General features: G+C 68.8%; 25 protein-coding genes. 14 read left to right on the top strand and 11 right to left on the bottom strand.

What is annotated here, in order from left to right:
• The first annotated feature begins 63 nt into the window (after nt 1–63).
• The 3 genes from GGQ87_RS08395 (at nt 64) to GGQ87_RS08385 (ending at nt 2,861) form a co-directional block, all read left to right on the top strand.
• Complete coding sequence (locus GGQ87_RS08395; protein ID WP_168047442.1) at nt 64–1,542, top strand: DEAD/DEAH box helicase; 1,479 nt, start codon at nt 64–66, stop codon at nt 1,540–1,542.
• Nucleotides 1,543–1,657: 115 nt separating this feature from the next.
• Nucleotides 1,658–2,065, top strand: coding sequence for a DUF2141 domain-containing protein (locus tag GGQ87_RS08390; protein ID WP_168046491.1), 408 nt, complete (start codon nt 1,658–1,660; stop codon nt 2,063–2,065).
• Nucleotides 2,066–2,195: 130 nt separating this feature from the next.
• Nucleotides 2,196–2,861: a dioxygenase family protein gene (locus tag GGQ87_RS08385; protein ID WP_168046489.1), complete on the top strand. Its 666-nt coding sequence runs from the start codon at nt 2,196–2,198 to the stop codon at nt 2,859–2,861.
• A gap of 128 nt (nt 2,862–2,989) precedes the next feature.
• Here the strand turns inward: GGQ87_RS08385 and ctrA are convergent, their stop codons facing one another.
• Nucleotides 2,990–3,697, bottom strand: a complete 708-nt coding sequence (gene ctrA / locus GGQ87_RS08380) for a response regulator transcription factor CtrA (RefSeq protein WP_168046487.1) — start codon at nt 3,695–3,697, stop codon at nt 2,990–2,992.
• 289 nt (nt 3,698–3,986) lie between these two features.
• On the opposite strand from ctrA, the gene GGQ87_RS08375 reads away from it, so the two are divergent.
• From GGQ87_RS08375 to GGQ87_RS08365, 3 genes are all read left to right on the top strand, one after another.
• A complete protein-coding gene (locus GGQ87_RS08375; protein ID WP_168046485.1) occupies nt 3,987–4,343 on the top strand; it encodes a chromosomal replication initiator DnaA in 357 nt (118 codons plus the stop codon).
• Complete coding sequence (locus tag GGQ87_RS08370) at nt 4,325–5,050, top strand: DUF6456 domain-containing protein (RefSeq protein ID WP_342448332.1); 726 nt, start codon at nt 4,325–4,327, stop codon at nt 5,048–5,050. Before GGQ87_RS08375 ends, GGQ87_RS08370 begins: the two co-directional genes overlap by 19 nt.
• Before the next feature lie 162 nt (nt 5,051–5,212).
• Nucleotides 5,213–5,737 (top strand): hypothetical protein, encoded by a 525-nt coding sequence (locus GGQ87_RS08365; protein ID WP_168046483.1) that lies wholly within the window; start codon nt 5,213–5,215, stop codon nt 5,735–5,737.
• A gap of 7 nt (nt 5,738–5,744) precedes the next feature.
• Here GGQ87_RS08365 and GGQ87_RS08360 read toward each other — a convergent pair whose 3' ends face one another.
• Nucleotides 5,745–6,182 (bottom strand): SufE family protein, encoded by a 438-nt coding sequence (locus GGQ87_RS08360; RefSeq protein ID WP_168046481.1) that lies wholly within the window; start codon nt 6,180–6,182, stop codon nt 5,745–5,747.
• Between the two features lie 184 nt (nt 6,183–6,366).
• Here GGQ87_RS08360 and GGQ87_RS08355 point away from each other — a divergent pair, with 184 nt between their 5' ends.
• Nucleotides 6,367–8,064 carry a sensor histidine kinase gene (locus GGQ87_RS08355; RefSeq protein WP_245161440.1) on the top strand — a complete coding sequence of 566 codons (1,698 nt, stop codon included), beginning with the start codon at nt 6,367–6,369 and terminating at the stop codon, nt 8,062–8,064.
• Between the two features lies 1 nt (nt 8,065).
• Here the strand turns inward: GGQ87_RS08355 and GGQ87_RS08350 are convergent, their stop codons facing one another.
• Nucleotides 8,066–9,211: an acyl-CoA dehydrogenase family protein gene (locus tag GGQ87_RS08350; protein WP_168046477.1), complete on the bottom strand. Its 1,146-nt coding sequence runs from the start codon at nt 9,209–9,211 to the stop codon at nt 8,066–8,068.
• 150 nt (nt 9,212–9,361) lie between these two features.
• Between GGQ87_RS08350 and GGQ87_RS08345 the strand changes: the two genes are divergently transcribed.
• On the top strand, nt 9,362–10,072 hold the full coding sequence (locus tag GGQ87_RS08345) for a winged helix-turn-helix transcriptional regulator (protein ID WP_168046475.1): 711 nt from the start codon (nt 9,362–9,364) through the stop codon (nt 10,070–10,072).
• On the opposite strand, the gene flhB is transcribed toward GGQ87_RS08345, so the two are convergent.
• From flhB to fliQ, 3 genes are read right to left on the bottom strand one after another with little or no spacing between them, the layout of a single operon-like run.
• A complete protein-coding gene (gene flhB / locus GGQ87_RS08340) occupies nt 10,047–11,117 on the bottom strand; it encodes a flagellar biosynthesis protein FlhB (protein WP_168046473.1) in 1,071 nt (356 codons plus the stop codon). The two genes, GGQ87_RS08345 and flhB, sit on opposite strands and share 26 nt — an antisense overlap.
• The gene (gene fliR / locus GGQ87_RS08335; protein ID WP_168046471.1) at nt 11,110–11,880 is read right to left on the bottom strand and encodes a flagellar biosynthetic protein FliR; all 771 of its coding nucleotides are present in this window, start codon (nt 11,878–11,880) and stop codon (nt 11,110–11,112) included. Before fliR ends, flhB begins: the two co-directional genes overlap by 8 nt.
• Nucleotides 11,881–11,888: 8 nt before the next feature.
• Nucleotides 11,889–12,152: a flagellar biosynthesis protein FliQ gene (fliQ, locus tag GGQ87_RS08330; RefSeq protein ID WP_168046469.1), complete on the bottom strand. Its 264-nt coding sequence runs from the start codon at nt 12,150–12,152 to the stop codon at nt 11,889–11,891.
• 183 nt (nt 12,153–12,335) lie between these two features.
• Here fliQ and folE point away from each other — a divergent pair, with 183 nt between their 5' ends.
• The 3 genes from folE to GGQ87_RS08315 all read left to right on the top strand — a co-directional run bounded on the left by folE (nt 12,336) and on the right by GGQ87_RS08315 (nt 15,246).
• Entirely contained in the window at nt 12,336–13,022 is a 687-nt protein-coding gene (gene folE / locus GGQ87_RS08325; RefSeq protein ID WP_168046467.1) for a GTP cyclohydrolase I FolE, read from the top strand.
• A 126-nt stretch (nt 13,023–13,148) separates the two neighbouring features.
• Nucleotides 13,149–14,051, top strand: a complete 903-nt coding sequence (locus GGQ87_RS08320; protein WP_342448331.1) for a hypothetical protein — start codon at nt 13,149–13,151, stop codon at nt 14,049–14,051.
• Between the two features lie 46 nt (nt 14,052–14,097).
• Nucleotides 14,098–15,246 (top strand): acyltransferase family protein, encoded by a 1,149-nt coding sequence (locus GGQ87_RS08315; protein WP_168046463.1) that lies wholly within the window; start codon nt 14,098–14,100, stop codon nt 15,244–15,246.
• Here GGQ87_RS08315 and GGQ87_RS08310 read toward each other — a convergent pair.
• The 5 genes from GGQ87_RS08310 to flgB all read right to left on the bottom strand — a co-directional run bounded on the left by GGQ87_RS08310 (nt 15,243) and on the right by flgB (nt 18,243).
• Entirely contained in the window at nt 15,243–15,623 is a 381-nt protein-coding gene (locus GGQ87_RS08310) for a VOC family protein (RefSeq protein ID WP_168046461.1), read from the bottom strand. The genes GGQ87_RS08315 and GGQ87_RS08310 overlap by 4 nt on opposite strands.
• 57 nt (nt 15,624–15,680) lie before the next feature.
• Nucleotides 15,681–16,997, bottom strand: a complete 1,317-nt coding sequence (locus GGQ87_RS08305) for an amidohydrolase family protein (protein WP_168046459.1) — start codon at nt 16,995–16,997, stop codon at nt 15,681–15,683.
• 101 nt (nt 16,998–17,098) lie between these two features.
• Entirely contained in the window at nt 17,099–17,398 is a 300-nt protein-coding gene (gene fliE / locus GGQ87_RS08300; RefSeq protein WP_168046457.1) for a flagellar hook-basal body complex protein FliE, read from the bottom strand.
• A gap of 9 nt (nt 17,399–17,407) precedes the next feature.
• A complete protein-coding gene (gene flgC / locus GGQ87_RS08295; RefSeq protein WP_168047438.1) occupies nt 17,408–17,794 on the bottom strand; it encodes a flagellar basal body rod protein FlgC in 387 nt (128 codons plus the stop codon).
• 44 nt (nt 17,795–17,838) lie between these two features.
• Nucleotides 17,839–18,243: a flagellar basal body rod protein FlgB gene (gene flgB / locus GGQ87_RS08290; protein ID WP_168046455.1), complete on the bottom strand. Its 405-nt coding sequence runs from the start codon at nt 18,241–18,243 to the stop codon at nt 17,839–17,841.
• A gap of 175 nt (nt 18,244–18,418) precedes the next feature.
• On the opposite strand from flgB, the gene GGQ87_RS08285 reads away from it, so the two are divergent.
• The 3 genes from GGQ87_RS08285 (at nt 18,419) to GGQ87_RS08275 (ending at nt 19,927) form a co-directional block, all read left to right on the top strand.
• Complete coding sequence (locus GGQ87_RS08285; RefSeq protein ID WP_168046453.1) at nt 18,419–18,706, top strand: FliO/MopB family protein; 288 nt, start codon at nt 18,419–18,421, stop codon at nt 18,704–18,706.
• A gap of 53 nt (nt 18,707–18,759) precedes the next feature.
• A complete protein-coding gene (gene fliP / locus GGQ87_RS08280; protein WP_245161542.1) occupies nt 18,760–19,527 on the top strand; it encodes a flagellar type III secretion system pore protein FliP in 768 nt (255 codons plus the stop codon).
• A 121-nt stretch (nt 19,528–19,648) separates the two neighbouring features.
• Complete coding sequence (locus GGQ87_RS08275) at nt 19,649–19,927, top strand: HU family DNA-binding protein (protein ID WP_168046449.1); 279 nt, start codon at nt 19,649–19,651, stop codon at nt 19,925–19,927.
• The last annotated feature ends 6 nt before the right edge of the window (nt 19,928–19,933 follow it).

Genomic DNA, 19,933 nt, shown 5'->3' with positions numbered 1-19,933 from the left:
CCCGGTCGATGCGCGTCGCCGCATGCGAAAGAACGCTCCGTGAGCAACAAGACCTTTGAATCCATGAACCTCAACCCGGCCCTGCTGCAGGCGCTGGCGTCCGAGGGTTACACCACCCCCACCCCGATCCAGACGCAGGCCATCCCTGACGTTATGGCCGGCAAGGACCTGCTGGGCATCGCCCAGACGGGCACCGGCAAGACCGCCGCCTTCGCCCTGCCGATCCTGCACCGTCTGGCCGCCAACCGCATCGCGCCGGTGCCCCGCACCACGCGGGTGCTGATCCTGTCGCCGACGCGCGAACTGGCCAGCCAGATCGGCGAGAGCTTCAAGACCTACGGCAAACACCTGGGCTTCCGCGTCGCCGTGATCTTCGGCGGCGTGAAATACGGGCCGCAGGAACGCGCCCTGCAGCAGGGTCTCGACGTGCTGGTCGCCGCCCCCGGCCGCCTGCTGGATCACCTGCAGCAGAAGACGCTGGACCTGAGCCGCACCGAGATCTTCGTTCTCGACGAGGCCGATCAGATGCTGGACCTCGGCTTCATCAAGCCGATCCGCCAGATCGTCAGCCGCATCCCGGCCAAGCGCCAGAACCTGTTCTTCTCGGCCACCATGCCGACCGAGATCGGCAAGCTGGCCGGCGAACTGCTGAAAGACCCGGTCAAGGTCTCGGTCACGCCGCAGGCCACCACGGTGCAGCGCATCAGCCAGTCGGTCGTCCACATCGAACAGGGCCGCAAGCGCGCCCTGCTGACCGAGATGTTCAGCGATCCGGGCTATACCCGCTGCCTGGTCTTCACCAAGACCAAGCACGGGGCTGACAAGGTCGCGGCCTATCTTGAGGCCGGCGGCGTCGAAGCCGGCGCCATCCACGGCAACAAGAGCCAGCCGCAGCGCGAACGCACCCTGGCCGCCTTCAAGGCGGGCAAGCTGCGCGTTCTGGTCGCCACCGACATCGCCGCGCGCGGCATCGACGTGGACGGCGTCTCGCACGTCGTGAACTTCGAGCTGCCCTTCGTGCCGGAAGCCTATGTGCACCGCATTGGCCGGACGGCCCGCGCGGGCGCCGACGGCACGGCGATCAGCTTCGTGGCCGGCGACGAGATGAAGCTGCTGCGCGACATCGAAAAGGTCACGCGTCAGAAGATCCCGGCTATCGACCGCCGCAACGACCGCCAGCTGGCCTCGCTGGACGCCTCCATCATGGCTTCGGGCGTCAAGTCCAAGGCCTCGATGCCGGAAGACGGCCGCGGGGACCGCCAGCAGCAACGCGGTCCGCGCAATCCGCGCCGCGACGGCGTCAAGCCGGAAGGCGGCGGGCAACCGCACCGCGTCCGCAAGGCCGGTCCGGGCCGCGACGCCCGCCCGACGCCGGAACGCGCCTTCGACCCGATGGCCCGTGACCGGCCGCGGAACAGCAATAACGACCCGCGTCAGGGCGGGGGCGGCACGGCCGTGGCCGTCAAGCCCGAGGGCGAGATCAAGCGCCGTCCGCGTCGCCGGCGTCCGTCGAACGGCGGACAGGGCTACGCCAAGGCCTGAGGCTGAAGGCTGAAGAATGGAAGGGCGCGGTCGGAGACGATCGCGCCCTTTTCCATGCCTGTTGACGCGAAGAGGACTTTGTATCATAAAGTTCTTCATCACTGGAGGAAAACTGATGAAGACCCTGCTGCTCGCCCTGACCGCCCTCGCCCTGACCAGCGGCGCCGCCGCGGCCGGAACCGTCACCGTGCACCTGACGGGCGTCGAGGCCCGCCCCGGCCCCATCATGGCCAGCCTGAACACGCGCGACCAGTTCCTGCGCGCCGCGCCGGCCTATACGGCGACGGCCGCCGCCACGGCAGGCGGCGTGACCCTGACGTTCGAGAACGTGACGCCGGGCGACTACGCCCTGATGGTCATGCACGACCTGAACGCCAACGATCAGTTCGACTTCGGAACGGACGGCTGGTCCGTCTCGAACAGCGCGCACCAGTTGATGGGGCCGCCCGTGTTCGACGATCACAAATTCAGCGTGACGGCCGCGCCGGTGACGCTGAACGAGACGCTTCGCTACGGGTTCTGAGCCGCGCCGCGCCGCCAGACCGCTCCGGCGGCGCAGCTTCCCGGGATCGAAACCGAACTCCTCTCGGATAACGCCGTGTTTCCGCTCAAGCTCCACCGTGTTAATTCGGCTGACTGCTTGGGAGGGTGGGATGACATCGAAACTGGACAGGCGCGGCCTGGTGCTGGGCGGGCTCGGCGTGGCCGCCTTCGGCCTGGGCTCGGCCCACAAGGTCAGGGCCCAACAGGTTCCCACCGCTTCGCAGATCGAGGGGCCCTTCTATCCCTACAACCCGCCAAGGGATCAGGACGCAGATCTGGTCAGGCTGGGCGCGGGAGACGCCGAGGCCATGGGCCAGGTGACCCACGTGTTCGGCACGGTCTGGAACGCGGAGGCCACGCCGCTGAGCGACGCCCTCGTCGAAATCTGGCAGTGCGACGCCCACGGACGCTACCGCCATCCGGACGATCTGGAGGCCGGACGTGCGCCCGATCTGCGGTTCCAGGGCTATGGCAAGGCATTGACGGGCCGCGACGGCTCGTTCCGCTTCAGAACCATTCGACCGGTCTCCTACGCCGTCACCGGAACCCCGATCGTCAGGGCGCCCCACATTCACGTCGCGATCTCGACCCGGGGGATCCGGCGGCTGACGTCGCAGCTCTATGTGGCGGGCGAACCGCTGAACGACAGCGACATCGCGCTGTCCTCGGTCACCAACCCGGCCCAGCGAGACGGCATCATCCGCCCCTATGAGGACGGAAGCGTCTATGAGCGCGGCGCGCAGATGGTGCGCTATGACCTGATGGTCGTGATCTGAGGACGATGCCGGTCAGGCGCCCTGAAAGCTGCCGGAACCACGAAAAACGCCCGCCGGAGCGATCCGGCGGGCGTTTTGTCTTTGGTGCGCTACCGCTCGCTTGGCGGAAGCTTGCTGCCTGAGCGCTTTCAGGCGGCGGCGGTGATCGGGGCGCTGGATTCCGACGGGTCGCGCAGCACGTAGCCGCGGCCCCAGACGGTTTCGATGTAGTGTTTGCCGCCGGCGGCCGTCGCCAGCTTCTTGCGCAGCTTGCAGATGAAGACGTCGATGATCTTCAGCTCGGGCTCGTCCATGCCGCCGTAGAGGTGGTTGAGGAACATCTCCTTGGTCAGGGTCGTGCCCTTACGCAGGGAGAGGAGCTCCAGCATCTGGTATTCCTTGCCCGTGAGATGGACGCGGTGACCGTTCACCTCGACCGTCTTGCCGTCCAGGTTCACCGCGATCTCGCCGGTGTGGATGATGGCCTGGGCGTGACCCTTGGAGCGGCGGACCACGGCGTGGGTGCGCGCGATCAGCTCGTCCTTGTGGAAGGGCTTGGTCATGTAGTCGTCGGCGCCGCCGCCGAAGGTCTTGACCTTGGTCTCGATCTCCGAGGTGCCCGAGAGGATCATCACCGGAGTATTGACCTTGCCGACGCGAAGCTGGCGCAGGACTTCGAGGCCGTTCATGTCCGGGAGGTTCAGGTCCAGCAGGATCAGGTCGTAGTCGTAGATCTTGCCGAGATCGATGCCCTCTTCACCGAGATCGGTGGTGTAGACATTGAAGCCTTCAGACTTGAGCATAAGTTCGATGCTCTGCGCTGTCGCATGATCATCTTCGATAAGCAGGACGCGCATTGATGCCCCTCCAAGGCAGAGCTTGACCGTAAATGTAACTGCCCCGTTTCGGGGTAACCTTGTTCGAACGTTAACCGGGGAAAACCTTAAGAAGGGTTAACGCCTGTCCCAAAACGAATCGTAGGCTGATTTGCGAATCGGCGTCGAGACTCCCCGAGTCAACGCTCCGACATTTTTTAACGATTTGCCGAAGTCGCCCTTCGATACGACCGATTTCGACGGATCGTAGGCATATCTTCCTATCCATGGATGCGGGCCCAAGCGGGTCACGCGTGAATGGAGAAATCGGGTGGATGAGGCGTATCGGGTGCCCGTGCGGCAGGAGGACAGGATCAAGGCGGGGCTGGCCCTGCAACTGGTCGCCGCCTCCACGGGCGTGCCGAAGGAGATGATGGAGACACGGAGCCGGCTGGACGGCCGGTCCTGCCGGGCGCGCTGGCTGGCGATGTATCTGGCCTATGTGACGTTCGGCTGGCCGATGGACCGGGTCGGGCATGCGTTCGGGCTGAACCGCGCAACGGCGGCGGCGGCGTGCCGCTGGGCCGAGGACGGGCGGGACCGGCCGATCGTCGACGATCTGCTGGACCGGCTGGAGCGCTGCGCCAAGGCGGTGCTGGAGGCGCCCGCGTGCGAGCTGCCGGTATGAGCGGCGGGGCGGGACGGGCGCGACGGCTGCTGGCGCGGCCGGGCGGCTGGATCGAGCCACGGTCCGAGGGCGGCTATGCAGTGCGGATCGGACCGGACCGGCGCTCTCGCGTGGTGGCGACGGTGGACGAGGCGGACTTCCGGCGGCTGGTCGAGGACCCGGGGCTGAAGGCGCGGCCGGGCGGGGGCTGGGTGCAGCGGCGGGAGAGCCAGGACGCCGTCGCTCCGGCGCCCGGGCGGCCGGGCTTCGTGGAAGGCGAGCGGACGGTGATGGGCGCGAACGGGCGGATGGAGACGCATCGCGCCAACCTGGCCCCCTCCCCCATCGCCTGGCTGTCGGGACGGCGGGACGCCGGCGGGCGGCCATGGATCGACCGGGCCGAGCGGGCCGCCGCGGACCGGCTGGCGGCGGAGGCGGAGCTGGCGTTGGCGGGTCCGTCGCTGACGATGCGCTGGGACGCCCTGCCCCGCTGCGGCGGCGGTTCGGCGGCGCGGACCGAGCCGGGCGACCGGGCGCTGGCGGCGGGACGGCGGGTCGAGGCGGCGCTGGCGGCCTGCGGCCCCGCGCGGGCGATGGTGGAGCAGGTCTGCATCCGCGCGAGTTCGCTGCAGGCGGCGGAGCAGGGACTGGGACTGCGCCGGCGGCAGGGCAAGCTGCTGCTCAAGGCGGGGCTGCGAGCGCTCGCGGCGCACTACCGGATCGGCTGAGCGACGGAACGCACGGAATTCCACGTTACAGGGACGTAACTTTTCGGGTCGGGACAACCACCCTAGGGTTTCGCCCGGCCTGTTTCCTCCATGCGGAGGAGCGGTCCGTCACGGGAAGAGCCGTTCATCGGCCGCCCTGGGGAGTTGGGCTTGGTGGTGCTGGTGAAGTCTGTTGCGTCCGCCGTGGTGGCTGCAAGTCTGTTGGTCGTGTCCGCGCCCGCACCGGCGCGCGCCGACGATATTTTCGCGGGCTTCGTGATGTCGCGGGTCTGCCTGCCGTTCGCCAGCCGCGCCAAGACCTTCGAGGGCGCGATCCGCGCCGCACGCGACATGGAATTCCGCCGCCCGGCCGGTCCCGCCCTCGCGCTGGAAGAGTGGGAGACGGTCGTCGAGTTGGTGTCCAAGGATGGACGCTGGCGGGTGCGCATCGAGGAAGGCCCGGCCGAGGGCGATGTCCCGGCCTATTCCGTGACCTGCGGCGTGTCGTCGAACCAGGCCAGCGCCCGCGAACTGGCTATGGTGGCGCGGCAGGTTGTGCGGAACAATCCCCGCTGGGCGCAGTCCGAAGGCGAGCCGTGGCGCTGGGACCGGGTCACCGGGCACCCGGAAGAATACACGATCCAGATCGACGTGACGGAGGCGCCGGGCGAGCGGGCGGTGCTGGCCGCGCGCGGCTTCTACTACTGACGCCGGGCTAGGCGGCGGCCAGCGCCGCCTCGCGGATGCGGCCGACCATGGCGTTCAGGCCGTTGGCGCGCTGCCGCGTCAGCGCCGATGGCAGGCCCAGCCGGTCGAGGGCGGCGCGGGCGTCGAAACCCAGAATCTCCGCCGGCGTCCGGCCGGAATACAGCCGCAGCAGCAGGGCGATGTTGCCCTTGGACAGGGCGCTGTCGCTGTCGGCGAGGAAGCGCAGCCGGTCGCCGTCCCGACGGACGGCCAGCCAGACCTGAGCGGCGCAGCCCGGCACCTTGTTGGCCTCGGCCCGGTCGGCGTCCGGCAGCGGCGCCAGATCCTTGCCGAGTTCGATGACGTATTCGATCCGCCCTTCCCAGTCGCCCAGCAGATCGAACTCCTCCACCAGTTCAGCGAGGGTGGCGTCGATCGAGGAGGCGGGCGGGACGGCGTAACTCATCGGCGCCAGATAGGCCGGTGCGGCGTTAACGACAACCGCCGGGTCTCTCCCCAGATTTCTGCCGCTTTGGCCATCGGCCGCTCCCCTGAGAAGGGTGCGGGCTTTGGCCGACTCGCCGGGGCCGGTAGGCTCTACGGCCGGGCGTTCCATGTCCGGAAGCTCGCCAAACGGTCCCGCACCCGCCTTGCCCACGCCCGCCGACATCACCGCCAAGGATGCGCCGACCGACCGCAAGGCCGGAAGCGACCGGCCGGGGCTTGCCGCCTGGCACGCCGGCTGGGCGGTGGCGGCGGCGCTGCTGGCCTTGGGCGCGCGCTGGCTGGGCGGCGTCGACGGACCTGTTTTCTACGGCGTGCTGGCCATGGTCGTGCCGGGCGTCACCGGCCTGGCGCTGCTGCAGCGGGACGGCGGGCCGGAGCGTATGACGTTGCTGGGCCTGTGGGGGCTGGCGGCGATGACCGCGGCCGGGCTGTCGGGCGGGCTGACCGGTCCGTTGGCTGGTTTTCTGTTCCTGCCGCTGACGGCCGGACTGGCGCTCGGTGGAGTACGGCTGGTGCAGGCCGGTGCGCTGGGCGTTGGAGTGGCCGCGCTGGCGGGGCTGTTCTCGGCCTGGCTGGGCGGACCGGGTCCGCACCTGCCGGGGCTGGCGGCGATTTCGGCGGTCATGACGGCGGGTGCGGCGGCGCTGGCGGTGCGTCTGTCGTGGCGGCAGAACGAACTTCGCGCGACAGCGGCGGAGAGCGAAGCGGGCAAGATCGAGCGGCTGCTGGTGGCCCAGCCGGGCCTGACGCTGGTGCTGGAACGGTCCGGCCGCGTGCTGGCGGCCTATGGCGCCCCGCCATCCGCCCTGCCCGTCGATCCGCTGTTCGAACAGGGACTGGTCGCCTCGGTTCACGCGCCGGATCGTCCGCGGCTGCTGGCGGCCATCGACCGCGCGCTGCAGGGGCATGACGCCTCCGCGGTGTTCGCGCCGAGGCTGGCGCTGGACCGCCGGGTGCAGCTGATCCTGCGGCGGCTGGATGGACCCGAGGCCGAGGCGCCGCGGCTGATCGCACAGGCCTTCGACGGCACGAGCCAGTACGCGCGCGAACTGGGGCTTGAGACCGCCCGGGCCGAGGCCGAGGCGCGCGAGGCCGGCAAGAGCCGCTTCCTCGCCAATATGAGCCATGAGCTGCGGACGCCGCTGAACGCCGTTCTCGGCTTCTCGGACATCATGCGCCAGCGGCTGTTCGGCCCGATGCCGGAGCGTTACGCGGCCTATGTCGACAACATCCACGAGGCCGGCGGGCACCTGCTGGAGCTGATCAACGACGTGCTGGACGTGTCGAAGATCGAGGCCGAGCGGTATGTGCTGACGCTGGAACGGTTCGACGCGCGTGAGCTTGTGTCGGCCGCCATCGCCCTGGTGCGGGTCAACGCCGAAGAGAAGGGCGTAGCCCTGACCGGCGTCCTGCCCGCCGAAACCGTCGATGTCTCGGCCGACAAACGGGCGCTGAAGCAGATCGCGCTGAACCTGATGTCGAACGCCGTTAAGTTCACGCCCCCGGGCGGAACGGTCACCGTCACGGTCGAGGCTATCGGCCCCTATCTGGAGCTGGTGGTGGCGGACACTGGCGTCGGCATCGCCCCGGAGGACGTGCGCCGTCTGGGCCGGCCGTTCGAACAGGCGGGGGCCATCGAGCAGCGCCGTCAGGGCACGGGGCTGGGTCTGTCTCTGGTGCGGGCCTTCGCGGAGCTGCACGGCGGGCGGATGAGCATCGACAGCACGCTGGGCGAAGGCACGGCGGTCACCGTGCGCCTGCCGGTGGCGCAGGTGGCGCGGGCGCCGGCGCCGGAAGGCGGGGCGGAGATCATTCCCCTGCCGGTGGCGGGCGGGAAGTAACCTAGCCGTCGATATCCAGACCCAGTGCCAGCCGGCCCGTGTAGCGGAGCTGGGCCTTCTGCTGCATCGGGTGGAAGCGGGCGCCCTGGACGTCTCGGAAGGCGCGCTCGATGCCCATTGATCGGTGGAAGGCCCCGCCGCCGGCGACTTCGAGCGCCAGTTCGGTGGTGCGGATCGCCGCCTCTCCGACGAGGGTGCGGCCGATCATGACCTCGCTGGTCGTGTCGGCTCCCGGCGTCGCGGTCTGGGCCAGACGGATCATCCGGTCGTGGCTGGCCTCGGCGGCCGAGAAAGCGTTCTGCATCTCCCCGACCAGCTGCATCAGCCCCTCATCCGCCGGACGGCGGCGGGCGACCTCGAGCGCCTTGGCCCGTGCGCCCTCCGCCACGCCGAGATAGGCGGCGTAGATCAGGGGGAAGGCGATCAGGCTGATGATGTGGAACAGAGGGTGCCATTTGCCCTGCTCGCGACGGCCGGCGATGGCCGCGTCGGGCACGAAGACGCCGTTCAGCTCGACATCGTGGGAGCCGGTGCCCCGCATACCCATGACGCGCCAGGTCTCGTGGATCTCCACGCCCTCGGCCGAGAAGGGCACGCCGAAATGGAGCACGGTCGGCCCGGCCTCGGGATCGTCATAGACGGCGCTGGTCATCAGCAGATCGCCGGCGAGGCAGCCGCTGGAGAAGATCTTGCGCGCGGTGATGCGGAAGCCGCCGTCGACCTTCACGGCGTCGCCCGCGCTCTTCAGCCAGTCCGAGCCGCCGCTGGAGATCAGCACCAGGTTCTCGGCCGCGACCCGCTTGAGCAGGCCGTCGGTGGGGGCCTTCTGATTGCGCCAGCGCCACAGGGCGGCGGCGACCAGATGCGAATGCATGGAATAGGTCAGGGCCGTCGAGCCGCAGGCGGAACCCAGCCGGCGGATGACCGCGGCGGTCTCCGCATAGTTCGCATCGCCGCCTCCGAGCTCGGCCGGGACGTGGGCGCTGAAGAAGCCCTGCTCTTTCAGGAGCGCATAGTTGTCGGCCACGAAGCTGTCCTCCGCGTCGTGGCGGGCGGCGTTGGCGGCCAGTTGACCGGCGACGGCCTCGGCGCGGGCCAGCCAGTCGATGCGGGTCGCCAGTTCGGCGATGGCGTGGGAAGTCGACATGGAACACCTCGTCGTGTCGGTTGGAGGCGGCTGACTAGACGGCCGGAACGGCTCCGCTCCAGTTCAGGAACTGAATCCGGCCGCTACAGATACTGAACTGTCTCACGCGAGCGATCGGCGTTATCCTGCCCCTTATCGAGGGAGGCCGCGATGGCTCAGGGAACCTACCGCCAGTTTTGTCCGGTCGCCATGGCGGCGGAATTGCTGTGCACGCGATGGACCATCGTGCTGCTGCGCGAGCTGATCGCCGGATCGACGCGGTTCAATGATCTGCGGCGGGGCGTGCCGCGCATGTCGCCGGCCCTGCTGTCGCAGCGGCTGAAGGATCTGCAGGCGGCGGGGGTGGTGGCGAGGGTCACCGGCGCCTCGGGCGCGGTCGAGTACCGGCTGACCGAGGCCGGCAAGGAGCTGCAGCCGATCGTCGACGCCTTCGGCATCTGGGGCCAGCGGCGCATCAAGGCCGAGGTCTCGCTGGAGCATCTCGATGTGCAGCTGCTGATGTGGGACATGCACCGCGGCCTGAACACCACGCCGATGCCGCAGCGGCGGGTGGTTATCCAGTTCATCTATCCCGACCTGCCGGCCAACCAGAGGAACGCCTGGCTGCTGGTCGATCCCGACATCGGGGTGGACCTGTGCGCGGCCGATCCGGGCTTCGACGTCGACCTGTATGTCAGCGTCGACCTGAGGACGATGACGGCGATCTGGATGGGCTATGAGACCGTGCGCGGGGCGCTGTCGGACCAGAGGATGACGCTGACCGGCGACGACGGTCTGGCGAAGGATATGCAGACCTGGCTGGGGCTGAGCCCGTTCGCGCCCTATGCGCCGGGGTTCAGCGCGTCTTCCGCCGCTGCATGACGAAGCCGATGACCTTGGCCGCGGCCTCAAAATGCTCGCGCGGGATGGTCTCGTCGACGTCGACCGCGGCGTAGAGGGCGCGGGCCAGGGGCACATTCTCGACGATCGGCACGGCGTGTTCGCGGGCCACCTCGCGGATGCGCAGGGCGAGGGCGTCGACGCCCTTGGCCACGCATACCGGGGCGGCGTCGCCGGTCTCGTAGCGTAGCGCCACGGAATAGTGGGTCGGGTTGGTGACGATGACCGTGGCCTTGGGCACGTTCTGCATCATCCGCTGGCGGCTGCGCTGGGCCCGGATCTGCTTGAGCTTGGCCTTGACGTGCGGGTCGCCCTCGGACTGCTTGTAGTCCTCCTTGAGCTCTTCCTTGGACATCTTCATCCGCTCGGCGAAGCGGAAGCGCTGCCAGATGTAGTCGGCCCCGGCGGTGAAGCCGAGGAAAACCAGCGCCGAGGTCATCAGGGCGAGGGCGAGATCGCGGGCCATCGGCAGGATCAGGGCCGGCGACATGGCGGCCATGTTCTCGAGCTCGCGCACGTGCGGCTTGAGCACCATCCAGCAGATGGCGCCGACCGCGAGCAGCTTGAGGAAGGTCTTGATGAACTGCACGAACCCGTCGGGCCCGAAGATGCGCTTGAACCCGGCCAGCGGGTTCACCTTGGACCAGTCGGGCTTGAGCTTTTCGGCGGTGAAGATCAGGCCGGACTGGGCCAGGTTGCCTCCGACGCCGCCGAGGATGGTGGCCAGCATGACGGCGCCGAGAAAGGGGGCGATGGCCCACAGGGCCTTGGCGCCGATCTCGACCCCCGCTCCCGTTTCCAGCCCGCCGATCATGGCGTGGGGCTCGGCGATGAAGGGCAGGAGCTGGCCGGCGATGGAGGTGGCGAACCAGCTGCCCGACATCAGGATGACGGCGGCCGCCCCCATCAGCGACAGGGCCGAGGCGACGTCTGCGGACTTGGCGACATCGCCCTTCTGTCTGGCGTCGGCTAGTTTTCGGGGTGTCGCCTCTTCTGTTTTCGACTCGGGATCGGCGCCTTCAGCCACCGGCGCCTCCCGCGAAAACATTGGCCAGGGCGCGGTAGCGGTCGATGAAGACCGTTCCCATCACGCCGAGGCCGAGGGCGAAGACCGACAGGCCCAGGATGATACTGAGCGGGGCGGCGGCGAAATAGACCTGGAAGGCTGGCATGACGCGGCCGACGAGGCCGGACGCCAGGTTGAAGATCAGGGCGAAGACCAGCACCGGCGCCGACAGCTGTATGCCCAGCATGAAGGCGTCGCCGAGGGTGCGGATGGCCATGGTGGCGAAATCGCCGGTGACCAGCGGCTTCGCCGGCGCGATCAGCTCATAGGAGCCGACGAGCCCGGCGATGAACAGGTGATGGGTGTTGGTGGCGAAGATCAGGGTCGTGCCGAGCAGCATCAGGAAGGCCGAGATGGTGCTGCCGGGCTGGGCTTGCAGCGGGTTGGCGGTCTGGGCGAAGGCCAGGGTGGTCTGCAGGGCGACGACCTCTCCGGCGGTGGCCAGCACGGTCAGGAAGCTGCGCAGCAGGGCGCCAATGGCGAGGCCGACGATGACCTCGCGGATGATCCAGCCGGCCATGCCGCCCAGCGTCTCCGGCAGGGCCGGCAGGGCGCCGGAGACCACCGGCCACAGGGCCAGCGACACGACCAGCGCCAGCGACAGACGGATGCGCGGCGGGACATAGCTTTCGCCCACGCCGGGCAGCATCAGCAGCACCGCTCCGATGCGGGCGAAGATCATGGCCCCCTGCCAGACCTGGTCGGCTGTGGCGTAGGGCTCCACCCGTCAGGTCACATGCCGGCGATGCGCGCGGCGATGGTCCGCATGAAGCCGCCCAGCAGGGCGCCCATCAGCGGCAGGAAGAGCAGCAGCGAAACGAAGATGGCGATGATTTTGGGGGCGTAGACCAGGGTCTGCTCCTGGATCTGGGTCAGGGCCTGGAACAGGCCGATGACCACGCCGACGACGAGGCCGACGACGAGGACGGGCAGGCACAGCTGGATGGTCAGCCACAGGGCGTCGCGGCCCACATCCAGAACTTCCGCGCCGTTCATTCCACGCCCCGAGACTACGCCTGGCCCGCCGGGCCGCACTGGGCAGAAAATGCCGGGAGTGTGGTTAACGAGGGGTTAGCGGTGTCGCTTTCGCGCCTGACCCGCTCCCCTTCCTCGCCGTGGGGCGTTAAGGGAGCGGACAGGACTGCTCCGGTCCCGTGCCGCTTGCCGCAGGATGCCGCCATGGATGACGCCCGCCATACTCACGACGCCGATTGCGACGGCAGCTGGGTCGAGCGCGAGGCGCTGGCGCGGGCGGCGGGGACGCCGTTGCCGCGACGGGGCGGGCGACGACCCGAAGCGGACCTGCCGGAAGAGGACGAGGTCCGGGCCGCGGTGCGGACGCTGATCCGCTGGACCGGCGACAACCCGGACCGCGAGGGGCTGGTCGACACCCCCGACCGGGTGATGCGCAGCTATCGCGAGATGTATGCCGGCTACGACGTCGATCCGCGCGAATATCTGGAGCGGACGTTCGAGGAGGTGGGCGGCTACGACGAGCTGATCGTGCTGAAGGACATCCGCTTCGTCAGCGTCTGCGAACACCACATGCTGCCGGTGATCGGCAAGGCGCACGTGGCCTATCTGCCGACGGACCGTGTGGTCGGCATCTCCAAGCTGGCGCGGGTGGTGCGGGGCTATGCCCGGCGGCTGCAGATCCAGGAGAAGATGACCTCGGAAATCGCCAAGGCGATTCAGGAAGTGCTGCAGCCGCAGGGCGTCGGCGTCGTCATCGAGGCCGAGCACAGCTGCATGACCCTGCGCGGCGTCAACGCGCCGGGGACCAGCCTGACCACCAGCCACCTGATCGGCGTCATCCGCGACGACGGCCGGACCCGGGAAGAGTTTCTGCGGCTGGTGCGGGGCTGACGGAACAACGCTGAAAGAGCGCTGTTATTCAGGTGGTTAGCCCGTTTCTAGCCACAGTTTGCTGTAAATCGCCCAAGCGTGACCGTAGCGCCGACACCCTATCTTTCGTGGTTGAGTTCCGCCCTCGTGGCCGAGCCGCGCGCGCGCATCGAGGGGAGCCGGGGCAAGGCGGTTCTGGGCTACGCCACCGGCTATGGGCCGGCTGATCTCGAGCCGTTCGTGCGTTCTCTCCGGGCCCATTTCGACGGGGTCGTGGCGCTGACGGTCGACGACCGGCCGGATGTGGCAGAGTTTCTCGCGCGGTTCGACATCATGGCCGAGGCGCCGCTGGTCAGCGACGCCTGGACGCCCCACCCCGTCGTCGAACGGTTCGCCGCCTACGACCGGTGGATTTCGCGGCGGCGGGACGTGACCGAGGTCCTGCTGACGGATGTGCGGGACGTGGTGTTCCAGGGCGATCCGTTCGCACGGCCGCTGACGCGGCTGGAAGCCTATACCGAGGGCCGCGGCGGGATCGGGGCGCACGCGTTCAATGTGAAACACCTCAAGGCCCTGGCCGGAGCGTCGATGACTTCATCCCTCGCGGACCGGCCGAGCCTGTGCGCCGGGACCATCTGCGGTCCGGCGGTTGAGGTCAGCCGCCTGTGCCGCACCCTGCTGATGCTGGCGGCGATCCCGAGATCGCAGGTGGGCGGCGGCTTCGGCGCCGATCAGGCGGCCTTCAACCTGGCGGTCCACATGGGGCTGATAGAGGCGGATGTCCGGCCGAATTTCGAGCGGGTGGCGACGATCGGCGACGCGAGCACGGAGCCGATGCACGTCCGCGACGACGACTTGATCGTCAATCCCGATGGCTCGATCAGCCCGGTGGTGCATCAGTACGACCGTCATCAGTATCTGTCCGACGCCGTGGGCCGACTCTGGGGACGGCCGGATCACAGCGTGGCCAAGGGGCGGCGCAAGACCCTGACCGACCGGCGCAAACGGCTGGTGACCTCGTTCAACCGGCGGCTGCCCGAGCTGCGCTGAGCCCGGCCCGGTCCTTGCGGAATTCGCCTCAGAGGAGGCTTTTCCCATGGCCTGGACCGCGATTTCGACCCGGAATGAGACACTTCCCATCGTCAGGGGGGGATGGCTCGACGCGCTGCGTTTCATCGTGGCCGGGCTGATCATCCTGCATCACTTCCAGGGCGCTGGCCCCGTGCCGCTGGCCGAAGGCCTTCATCCGGTGTTCGAGCGGGGCGGTTTCCTGCTGACCAACTTCTTCCTGATCGACAGCGGCTATGTGCTGATGCGGGTCTATGGCGCCTCTGTCGCCGGCGGCCGGATGTCGGCGGGCGACTTCTTCCTCAAACGGTACCTGCGCGTGCTGCCCGCCCACCTGATCATGGGGGCGGCGCTGGTCACCCTCGTGGTCCTCGGCGGCCTGATCGGGTTCTCGCCCCGGGCGCCGGAGTGGTTCCGCTGGGACCAGCTGTGGGCGCAAATCACCCTGACGCAGGCCTATGGCGTGCCCGGCGGCTACGGCTGGAACGCGCCGAGCTGGTCGATCTCGGCCCTGATCGGCTGTTATCTCGTCTTCCCGTGGCTGCTGAAGGGACTGGTGCGGCTGGGACCGTGGAGCGTGCTGGCGCTGGGCGTCGGCGGCTATCTGTTGGCCAATCAGCTCACGTGGAACCTGCTGGGCTACCCCGTCTATCAGATGCCCATGGGCTACGGCTTCTTCCGCGCCCTGCCGCTGTTCGCCCTCGGCATGTCGCTGGCGTGGTTCGCGCAGAAGGTCTGGATCAGCCCGAAACTGGCCGGCTGGGCCGGGGTCGGCGCGGCGCTGCTGCTCGCCTTCGTCCAGTATTTCGACAAGAACGCCCTGATCTCCCTGACCTGCATCTCCACGATCATTCTGGCGGCCGGCGCGACGCCGACGCCGCGTCCGTCGAAATGGGTCGAGAAGGCCGCGCAGGTGTCGTTCTCGATGTTCATCACCAACGAGGTGGTGCGGATCGCCTGGTTCGGCGTCGCCAATGTCGCCATCGCCCGGTTCGGCCTGCCGGTCGGGGCACAGTGGGCGCTGTGGGCCGGCGGGGTGGTCGCGGCGTTCGCCTTCGCCTTCGCCTTCCACTTCGTGATCGACACGCCGATCCAGAACCGCGTTCGCGCTTGGCTGAGGGGCCGGAGCAGGCGGCCGGTGCTGGCGTCGCAGCCGGTGGTGTCGCTGGAAGGCTAGTCGCCGCTGTTGATGTGCAGGATATTGCCGTCCGGGTCCTTGAACCAGGCGGCGCGGAAGTCGCCGAAGCGGTGGATGCCGTCGGCGAACTCGGCGCCCTCGAAGTCATAGCGCTCGAACGACACGCCCTTGCCGCGCAGGTCGGCGACGATGGCTTCCAGCTCGTCGCCGACACCCCAGACCACCGCATTGGCCTTGTTCGTGCCCGCGAACTCCGAGGTGTAGACGCCGAGGGTGGTGCTCCCGGTCCGGAACATCAGGGGGTCTTCGCCGCTGTCCGGCGCGAGTTCGAGCCCGAGAGTCTCGCTGTAGAATCGGCGAGCCCGGCCGATGTCGCTGACGGCGACGATGGCGGACGAGTTGCGGTCCTTCAGCATGGCTGCGCTCCGGCTTGGGTGAAGCTGAAGCGCTTCGCGGGCGGCCCCGTTCCGGGTCTAGCCGGCGCAGGCGGAGGCCGCGCCCGCTTCGATCCGCCCGCCCTTCATCACCAGCCGGGGCGAGCGCAGCGGGGCGAGGCCCTGCGTCGGATCGCCTTCGACCGCCACCAGGTCCGCCCAGGCATCGGCCCGGACCGCCCCGAGCGCGCCGTCGCCGAGCAGGCGGCCGGCTTCCCATGTCGCGGCCTGCAAGGCCTCGGCGGGGGTGAGGCCGGACTCCACATAGGCGTCCAGGGTCGCGCGGGAGCCCGCGCCACGCCCCGGCGCATAGGGGAAGTAGAGGTCCGAGCCGAGGGCGATGCGGACGCCGAGCCGATGGGCGCGCATCAGCCGGTCGCGGCCGCCCTGCAGATGGCGGTCGATCTCCTCGCGAGGCGGCTGCTGGGGCCAGGTCGAGGTGAACTCCAGCGCCATCTCGAGCGACGGATCGGTGGGCACCAGCCAGACGCCCTTGGCCGCCATCAGCCGCAGGGTCTCGTCGGAAATCTCATAGCCGTGCTCGATCGAGGTGACGCCCGCCTCGACGGCCTCGCGAATGGCCGCGTCGGAGGTGGCGTGGGCGGCGACCGGTATGCCATGGCGACCAGCCTCGGAGACCACCGCCTGCATCTCGGCCACGGACATGCGGGTGCGCTGGGGGGTGGCCTCCGGGTACATCTTGATGACGTCGGCCCCGCGGGCGATGGCCTCGCGCACCGCGGCGCGGGCGTCGTCGGGGCTCGTGACGATGCGGTATTCGGCGTCGACGAGATGATGCGGGTCCACCGCCATCGGCTCCAGCTGGCCCCCGGCGGGAGCGAGGCCGGGGCCGGAGCCGTAGATGCGCGGACCGGCGACGAGGCCGTCGTTGATCCCGCGCTCCAGCATCAGGTCGAGGTAGCGGCCGGAGTTGCCCAGATCGCGGACGGTGGTGAAGCCCGCCTCCAGATACTGACGACCCCGGCTCGCGCCGCTGAGCACCCGGTAGACGTCGCCCTGGGCCTGATCGCGCGCGGCGACACCCGACAGCGGCTCGTCGGCGCGTTGTTCGAGCAGCAGGTGGGTGTGGGCGTCGATCAGGCCGGGCAGGACCGAGCAGCGCGACAGATCGACCTCGATCGCACCGTCGGGCGCCGTCAGCCCCTGCCCCACCTCCGCGACGCGCTCGCCGCGGATCAGGATGTCGCGCGGGCCGACCATGCGTCCCGCCTCGGAATCGAACAGGTTTCCCGCGTGGACCAGCGTCAACGGCTGAGGTCCGCCTTGGGCCGCAGCGACTGCAGGCAGGCAGGCGGCGAGGAGGGCGGCGGCGGCGGCGAAGGTCAGGCGGGACATGGCGGCTCCGGTTCGTGGCCCTTACGGGAGGCGCGAACGCGGTCCGGTGGATGCGGTCGGCCGGATGAAATCGCCGTAAGGTAGAGCTTGGCGACGACGCCTCAGATCGGCATCCGCATGATTTCCTGATAGGCGGCGATGACCTGGTCGCGGACCGCCATGACGGTTTCCAGCGAGGCCTCGGCGGACGAGACGGCGGTGACGACGTCGATCAGACTGCCCTGGCCCTGCACCATCGAGGTCATCTGCGTCTCGGCGGCCTTCGAGGCCTGTGTCATGTCGCCCATGACGTTGCTGAGCAGATCCGCAAAGCCGGCCTGGGCCGGGCCCGCCGCCGGCGCCGCGGGCATGGCGCCGCCCTGGATCGAGGCATAGGCCTTGGCCGCCATCATCGGGTTCATCGGTCAGCCCTACTTCTTGAGGATGTCGAGGGTGCGGCTGTCCATCGAGCGCGCGGTCTCGATGACGTTCAGGTTGGCCTCGTAGGCGCGCTGGGCCTCACGCATGTCCATGGCCTCGACAAGGGTGTCGACGTTGGGACGCAGGACGTAGCCCTCGGCGTTGGCGGCCGGATGGGACGGATCGTATTCGCTGCGGAAGTCGCCCATGTCGGGCCGGACCTCGGCCAGGGTGACGCCGGTCGCGCCGTCGATCTCGCGGGCCTGGAAGACCGGGATCTGGCGGCGATAGGGCTGGCCGCCGGCGACGTCGGCGGTCGACTGGGCGTTGGCGATGTTCTCGGCGATGACGCGCATGCGCGACTGCTGGGCCTTGAGCGCGCTGGCCGCGACGGCCATGGCGCTGTTCCGGGGCGGGACGGGGTCGGTCATCTATTTTTCCCTCAGCGGCCGGGCGCGCGAGCGGCCATGCGCAGCATCTGCATCGACTTCTGATAGATGCCGATGGCGGCGTCATAGGCCATGCGGCTCTCGGCCATCTTCAGCATCTGCTCCTCGACGACCACGGAGTTGCCGTCGAGCGTGGTCTCGGAATCGGGGGCGTTCGTCGCCTCGAAACGCGAAGCCTGACCCGTGGGGGCGATGTGCATGGCGCTGGTGCGGACCATCTGGACACGGCCGCCGGAGCGCATGGCGGCCGCGAAATCGGCGGGCTGGTTCAGGTCGCGGCCGACGTAGCCGGGCGTGTCGGCGTTGGCGACGTTCTCGGCGATGACGCGCTGGCGCTGGTCCAGCCAGCTGAGGCGGCCCTTGATCTGGCTGAGAAGCGGCAGGTCGTTGATGGCCAAGGGCGGCGCCCTCCCTCGCGGAACAGGTGGCTGGATCGCGGGCGCGATTCGTCCACGGTCCGATGGGCAGAAACTGCCGCCTGCATGGTTAATGGGAGGTTATCTCAACGCCTCGTTAACCATGATCGGAGAAGGCTGACGCGCCGGACGCGTTCGCCGGCGGGGCGGCTGTCGCATGAATTTCCTCGATCTGCTGCGGGCGCTGTTCGCCCTGGCCTTCACCATCGGCATCATCGGCCTGGCCGCTTGGGCCGCGCGCCGCTACGCCCCGCAACTTCTGGCCAAGCTGAGCGCCGAACGCGGCGAGCGGCGGATGACGGTGGTCGAGACCCTGGTGCTGGATCCCGCCCGGCGGCTGGTGCTGGTGAAGATCGACGACGAGGAGCGGCTGCTGATTCTCGGCGAAGGCCGCGAACTGATCGAGCCGCGCGGTTCCGGCGCCGGCGTGGGAGCGGACCAGTGAAGCTGAAGGACGCCTTCGTCCTCCCGACCCGCGACGAGCTGAAGCGGGCGGCCATGCTGTCGCTGATGACGACGGCTCTGTGCTTGGTTTGGCCGCTGGCGGCGCTGGCGCAGGATGTCGCGGCGGCGGGTGGAGCGGGCGCGGCAATCAATGTCGACCTGGGCACCGGCGCCGGTCTGACCGAGCGGGTGGTGCAGCTGGTCGGCCTGATGACCGTGCTGTCGCTGGCGCCGTCGATCGTGATCATGACCACCAGCTTCGTGCGCATCGTGGTGGTGCTGTCGCTGCTGCGGACCGCCCTCGGCATGCAGCAGGCCCCGCCCAACGCCGTACTGGTGTCTCTGGCCCTGTTTCTGAGCGCCATCGTCATGGCTCCGACGTGGCAGGACGCCTATGATTCGGGCATCCGACCCCTGCTGGACCAGCAGATGGAGCTGCCGCAGGCCTTCGATGCGGCCTCCGAACCTGTGAAGACTTTCATGCTCGCGCAGGTGGATCGGGACGACCTTTCGCTGTTCACCCGGCTGTCCCAGGTGGAGGCCTCCACCCCGGTCGCCGACCTGCCTCTCCGGGTGGTCACACCGGCCTTCATGATCAGTGAGTTGAAGCGCGCCTTCGAGATTGGATTTCTCCTTTTCGTTCCGTTCCTTGTGATCGATCTGGTGGTCGCCAGCGTGCTCATGTCCATGGGTATGATGATGCTGCCGCCGGTGGTCATTTCCCTGCCCTTCAAGCTGATCTTTTTCGTGCTCGTGGACGGGTGGAGACTGGTCGCCGGAAGCCTCGTCGAGAGCTTCCAGAGAGCCTCCGGCAGCGGGTAAATCCCCAGCCCGTGGGGGTTTGAACGGCAAAGTCGCTTGCCAAGGGAAGAAAAAGCGGCGTCAATCCGTCCGTCATCGCCCTTGAATCGGGGGGCGAGCTTCAATCGGGAAACGACCCACAATGACCACTCAAGCCGAACTCATCGCCGCCGTCGCCAAGGACGCGGGCGTCTCGCAAGCCGACGCCGGCAAGGTTCTGACCGCCATCGTCGAACAGATCCATGCGTCCCTGAAGTCGGGCGGCGACGTCCGCATCTCGAATCTGGGCGTGTTCGACACCGCCGCCCGCGCCGCTCGCGAAGGCCGCAACCCGGCCACGGGCGCGACCATCAAGATCGCCGCGTCGAAGGCCGTGCGCTTCCGCGTTTCGAAGCCGCTCAAGGATGCGGTCAACAAGTAAGACCTC

It is taken from the genome of Brevundimonas alba (assembly GCF_011927945.1).
In the GTDB taxonomy this organism is placed as follows: Bacteria; Pseudomonadota; Alphaproteobacteria; order Caulobacterales; family Caulobacteraceae; genus Brevundimonas; species Brevundimonas alba.
This window is presented reverse-complemented; position numbering and strand designations above follow the sequence as displayed.

Excerpts from the sequence above, each read along its gene's own strand:
- GGQ87_RS08395 (WP_168047442.1), top strand. The coding sequence starts at position 64 with ATGAACCTCAACCCGGCCCTGCTGCAGGCGCTGGCGTCCGAGGGTTAC.
- GGQ87_RS08390 (WP_168046491.1), top strand. The coding sequence starts at position 1,658 with ATGAAGACCCTGCTGCTCGCCCTGACCGCCCTCGCCCTGACCAGCGGC.
- GGQ87_RS08385 (WP_168046489.1), top strand. The coding sequence starts at position 2,196 with ATGACATCGAAACTGGACAGGCGCGGCCTGGTGCTGGGCGGGCTCGGC.
- ctrA (WP_168046487.1), bottom strand. The coding sequence starts at position 3,697 with ATGCGCGTCCTGCTTATCGAAGATGATCATGCGACAGCGCAGAGCATC.
- GGQ87_RS08360 (WP_168046481.1), bottom strand. The coding sequence starts at position 6,182 with ATGAGTTACGCCGTCCCGCCCGCCTCCTCGATCGACGCCACCCTCGCT.
- GGQ87_RS08350 (WP_168046477.1), bottom strand. The coding sequence starts at position 9,211 with ATGTCGACTTCCCACGCCATCGCCGAACTGGCGACCCGCATCGACTGG.
- GGQ87_RS08345 (WP_168046475.1), top strand. The coding sequence starts at position 9,362 with ATGGCTCAGGGAACCTACCGCCAGTTTTGTCCGGTCGCCATGGCGGCG.
- fliQ (WP_168046469.1), bottom strand. The coding sequence starts at position 12,152 with ATGAACGGCGCGGAAGTTCTGGATGTGGGCCGCGACGCCCTGTGGCTG.
- folE (WP_168046467.1), top strand. The coding sequence starts at position 12,336 with ATGGATGACGCCCGCCATACTCACGACGCCGATTGCGACGGCAGCTGG.
- GGQ87_RS08315 (WP_168046463.1), top strand. The coding sequence starts at position 14,098 with ATGGCCTGGACCGCGATTTCGACCCGGAATGAGACACTTCCCATCGTC.
- GGQ87_RS08310 (WP_168046461.1), bottom strand. The coding sequence starts at position 15,623 with ATGCTGAAGGACCGCAACTCGTCCGCCATCGTCGCCGTCAGCGACATC.
- GGQ87_RS08305 (WP_168046459.1), bottom strand. The coding sequence starts at position 16,997 with ATGTCCCGCCTGACCTTCGCCGCCGCCGCCGCCCTCCTCGCCGCCTGC.
- fliE (WP_168046457.1), bottom strand. The coding sequence starts at position 17,398 with ATGAACCCGATGATGGCGGCCAAGGCCTATGCCTCGATCCAGGGCGGC.
- flgC (WP_168047438.1), bottom strand. The coding sequence starts at position 17,794 with ATGGCCGTCGCGGCCAGCGCGCTCAAGGCCCAGCAGTCGCGCATGCGC.
- GGQ87_RS08285 (WP_168046453.1), top strand. The coding sequence starts at position 18,419 with ATGAATTTCCTCGATCTGCTGCGGGCGCTGTTCGCCCTGGCCTTCACC.
- fliP (WP_245161542.1), top strand. The coding sequence starts at position 18,760 with ATGCTGTCGCTGATGACGACGGCTCTGTGCTTGGTTTGGCCGCTGGCG.
- GGQ87_RS08275 (WP_168046449.1), top strand. The coding sequence starts at position 19,649 with ATGACCACTCAAGCCGAACTCATCGCCGCCGTCGCCAAGGACGCGGGC.